Annotated in this window: 4 protein-coding genes and 1 pseudogene; 3 read left to right on the plus strand and 2 right to left on the minus strand. The window is 74.4% G+C overall.

Annotated features, from left to right (window positions below):
- Window positions 1–213: 213 nt before the first annotated feature.
- Window positions 214–447 (plus strand): chaplin ChpH, encoded by a 234-nt coding sequence (chpH, locus tag ACFSL4_RS32995; RefSeq protein ID WP_381091185.1) that lies wholly within the window; start codon window positions 214–216, stop codon window positions 445–447.
- 201 nt (window positions 448–648) lie between these two features.
- Window positions 649–1,394, plus strand: a pseudogene (locus ACFSL4_RS33000) (chaplin).
- A 131-nt stretch (window positions 1,395–1,525) separates the two neighbouring features.
- Here ACFSL4_RS33000 and ACFSL4_RS33005 read toward each other — a convergent pair.
- Window positions 1,526–1,714, minus strand: coding sequence for a DUF5703 family protein (locus ACFSL4_RS33005; protein WP_030053310.1), 189 nt, complete (start codon window positions 1,712–1,714; stop codon window positions 1,526–1,528).
- A 47-nt stretch (window positions 1,715–1,761) separates the two neighbouring features.
- Here ACFSL4_RS33005 and ACFSL4_RS33010 point away from each other — a divergent pair, with 47 nt between their 5' ends.
- Complete coding sequence (locus ACFSL4_RS33010; protein ID WP_381091188.1) at window positions 1,762–2,466, plus strand: hypothetical protein; 705 nt, start codon at window positions 1,762–1,764, stop codon at window positions 2,464–2,466.
- 104 nt (window positions 2,467–2,570) lie between these two features.
- On the opposite strand, the gene ACFSL4_RS33015 is transcribed toward ACFSL4_RS33010, so the two are convergent.
- Window positions 2,571–4,305, minus strand: a 1,735-nt coding sequence (locus ACFSL4_RS33015) for a helix-hairpin-helix domain-containing protein (protein ID WP_381091190.1), incomplete at its 5' end; no start/stop codon positions are given.

Here is a 4,305-nt window from a genome sequence, read left to right on the forward strand (position 1 = left end):
GCAGGTCGGGTGACCTGCGAGGTTAAACGTCAAGCTGAGGTGTCGTGAGGCATCCTGAGGCGTCCTGAGGCGTCCCGAGCGCTATTCGCCCGTGCGTACGGAGCCCGACCAGGACGAGTGAATGCGACGATACGCTCGTAGCCTCATTACTCCCTCCTCGTTACAAGTGATGCGGTCCGAGGCTTGGACCGCTTTTGCCAACAAGGAGGAAGAATGATCAAGAAGGTCGTCGCTGCCGCGGCTGCCACCGGTGGTCTCGTTCTCGCCGGTGCGGGACTGGCCGTCGCGGACGCGGGTGCCCAGGGTGCCGCAGTGCACTCCCCGGGTGTCGTGTCCGGCAACGTCATCCAGGTCCCGGTGCACGTCCCGGTGAACGTGTGCGGCAACACGATCTCGGTGATCGGGCTGCTGAACCCCGCCTTCGGCAACACCTGCATCAACAACTGACGTTGTGCCTCACCCCGTGAGGGGCCCCACCCCACGAGGGTCTGAGTCCGTCGGCCCCGGAGTGCGTGCCATGCGCTCCGGGGCCGACCGGTTCCTCCGCGTCCGCGCACGCAGCACGTAGCACGCAGCACGAGGACGCGTACCGGACCGTTCCGGACGGTCCACGACCAGCACGACACAGTCGAAGGCAGGGAATCAGCAATGCGACAGGTCACCCGCAAGGGCCTGATGACCGTGGCGGCCGCGACCGGCGTCCTCGCCGTCACCGGCGGCTACGCGCACGCCGACTCGGGTGCGAACGGATCGGCCGCCGGCTCGCCCGGCGTGCTGTCCGGCAACACCGTGCAGGCGCCCGTACACGTCCCGGTGAACGTCTGCGGCAACACCGTGAACGTCATCGGGCTGCTCAACCCGGCGTGGAACACCACCTGCGCCAACACCGGCGGCGGCAGCGGCGCCCACGCGGGCGGGCACACCGGTGACTCGCCCGGCGTCGGCTCCGGCAACGATGTGCAGGTACCGGTGGACGTGCCGGTGAACGTCTGCGGCAACAGCGTCGACGTCGGCGGGCTCGGCAACGCGGCGGGCGGCAACGACTGCGCCAACGCTCCGGGCGGCGGCCACTCGACCACCCCGCCCGGCACGCCGCCTCCGGGCGGCGGGCACGGGACGCCGCCTCCGGGCGGCGGCAGCACCCCGCCCGGAGNNGCGGCAGCACCCCGCCCGGCACGCCCGGACAGCCGGAGCAGCCCGGGCTGCCCACCCACCCCGGGAACCCGCAGCAGCCGGGCGGCGGCACCGGCCACGCCAACCAGCCCGGGGCGCACTCCGCCGCCCAGCTCGCCCACACCGGGAGCAGCCTGCCGCTCGGGATCCTGGTTCCGACGGGCGCCGGCGCACTGCTCGGCGGTGCGCTGCTCTACCGCAAGGTGCGCGCGAGCCTGTAACCGCCCCGGAGGCCGCCGGGGCGGCGAGGGCGCCCCACGAGCCGGGCCGGCACGCCACCGCTTCCCCACCGGCGTGCGGAACGGATCGGGCCCCGCCGACGCGGGGCCCGATCCGTCTCAGCGGCCCGCGCTCACCATGTCGCGCGCACCTGGCGGATGATCCGCCGGCGCAACCGCACCTTGCGGCTGCCGTCCCGCAGCAGGCTCAGGCGGTCCAACTCCCAGTGTCCGTACTCGGCATGATCCGTCAGCAGACGTGTGGCGTCCTTGCGGGAGACTCCGCGCGGTACGTACACGTCGACAAATTCGTATTCCGGCATCGCATCTATTGTGCGGGCTGGGGCCCGGTACGGATAGCGTCTGCACTATGTCTGATGCTGCGCAGCCCACCGCTGCCGAGGTACGCGCCGCCGCCGAGGCGGTCAAGACCGCGCTCGACCGCCACCTGGCCGCGGTCGAGCGCAGGACGGGTGAGGACGACCCGGCCGTCTACGAGGCGTTCAACGAGCTGGCCGCGGCGGCCGAGGAGTACGACGAACTGCTCTACGACCGCTACGACGAGGTCACGCCCTTCGAGATCCCCGGAGCGGAGGAGGCGCTGCCCCCGTACACGGGCCCCGAGGAGCCGAACGCGCTGAGCGTGCTGATCCGCCGGGACTACGCGGTGGTGGAACCGCAGCGGCTGCTGGCACAGGCGGAGCGTGTGGAGGCGGCGGACGAGGACAGCGCGCCGGAGTCGTCGGCCGGCACGGTCCACGGAGCGCTCGGCGTCCTCTTCGGGGAGTTCGAACCGGACGAGATCGCCTCCCGGCACAAGGAGTTCGGTCTGGAGGAGGGCGACTCCACCCTGTGGGTGACGGCCGCGGACGAACCGGCGGAGCCGGGCGAATGGCTGGAGGACCCCTTCGAGCAGATCGATCCGCAGCGGGTCGTCTGCCGCTTCGACGTCAGCGCCGTCTTCGACGAGGAGAGGGAGGAGGACGACCTGGACGAGGGCCTCGGAGCAGATCCGGAGTTCGACGGCGAGCTGGACGACGACGAGGACCTGGAGCCACTGGACGCGGACCGCTGAGGGACCCGGCCGCTCGGCCCGCAGGAGCGGCGGCGAGCGGCCGGGCAGGGCCGGCGGTCACCGGCGCGCAGGTGACCGCCACGGTCGTCCGCCGTGCCGGTGCCTCAGCCGGACGCCGGGACCTGGGGGCCGAGCAGCACGGGCAGGCGGGTGGTCCTGGGCCTGGCCGGGACCTCGGCCACGGCTCGCGGCAGCGCCTGCTCCACCCCGTGCACGACGGACAGATGGCCGACCGCCCGTCCGAAGGCCGTGTACACCCAGGGCCGGGTGAGGGCCTGGGCCGCGTCACCGGGCAGCACCACGACCACTGCGGGCCACCGCTGCCCCACGGCCTGGTGCGCGGTCAGCGCCCATCCGTGCCGCACGGACTGCTCCACCCGCTCCTTCGGTACGACGACGCCGGCACCGGAGCACTCCAGGTGCAGCCCCTCGGCGTCGGCCCTCACGACGTGGCCCGGCAGCGTGCGCCCCGGGGCGGGGGAGTAGACGATCCGGTCGCCGGGGTCGAAGCCGCCGAAGCGGCCGGGACCCGGGTTGAGCCGGCCTTTCAGCGCCGCGTTCAGGGCGCGCGTGCCCGCCGCGCCGCCATGGCCCGGCGTGATCACCTGGGTGTCCTCGGGCTGGACCCCGATCGCGCGCGGCACCGAATCCGCGACGAGCTGCACGGTCCGGTGCACCGCCTCCCCGGCGTCCCGCACCGGCACGATCACGACCTCCTTGCCGGGCGCGTCGACCTGCGGAAGCTCGCCCACGCCGATCGCGGAGACCAGCTCGCCGATCGGGCCGGGATCGGGGGTACGGGAGGCGATCCGCGGGCACACACGGGCGGCGAGCACATCGGCGAACACCCGCCCGGGACCGGCCGACCACAGCACGCCCGGATCGCCGCTGAGCACCAGGCGGGCACCGTCGGGCAGCGACTCGGTGAGCAGGGCCGCCGTCTCGACGTCCAGCTGCGGCGCGTCGAGCACGATGAGCAGATCGAGGTCCAGGGCACCGTCCGCGTTCCGGCCCGGACCGTCCGCACCGGACAGCAGATCCGCCACCGTCGCGACCGCCCGGGGCGCCGGCTCACCGGGAGAAACCCGGGGCAGGCCGAGCCTGCCGAGGAGGTCCGCGAACAGCGTGCCGCCGGCCGGGCTGTGCGTGGCCGCCCAGGCGCGCACCCCGAGCCCGCGCGCCGCGCACAGCAGCGCCGCCGGCTCGACGCGGGACGCCTCCCCGCCCGTGTGAAGGACCAGGCCGTGGCCGGCGACCGCGCGGATCAGCTCCGCCGCGGAGCCGTGTGCCGACCGGGCCGCCCGCTCCCAGTCCTGCGCCGAACCGTCGTCCTTCGCCACGGAGTCGATCAGCCTGGACAGTCCGTCGGCGAGGCTCTCCTCCGCCAGCGCGTACCGCTCCAGGCCGATCAGCACGCGGACCGGGCGGTTCTCCTCCGCCTCCTCCGCGTCGCCGCCCGGCGCGGCGGGCTCCAGGGCGTCCTGGAAGACGAGGGCCTCGCCCTCGGCGATCGTGCTCCGCACCGCCGCGTCGGGGTCCGGCACCGAGCGCTGCGACAGCGCGGCCCTGAGAGCCGGGGCCTCCAGCGCCGTGTGCCCCGCGAGGGCCGCCTGCTCCAGCAGCCAGACCGTGACCGCGCGGGTCCGCCGCTCGTCCTCCGGGCGGCACTGAGGGCCGAGCAGGGCCCGGGCGAAGGCGTCGGCCTGCTCGGGCCGCACCCCCGGGATCCGCAGCAGCCGCCACGGGTCCGCGCGCAGCCGCGCGTCCGCCTCCTCGCCGAGGGCCGCGGCGACCTGGGGCGCGAGGGCGTCGGGCGCGCCGCCCTCGGCCAGGACGGCG

This window comes from Streptomyces caeni, assembly GCF_042678285.1.
GTDB lineage: Bacteria > Actinomycetota > Actinomycetes > Streptomycetales > Streptomycetaceae > Streptomyces > Streptomyces caeni.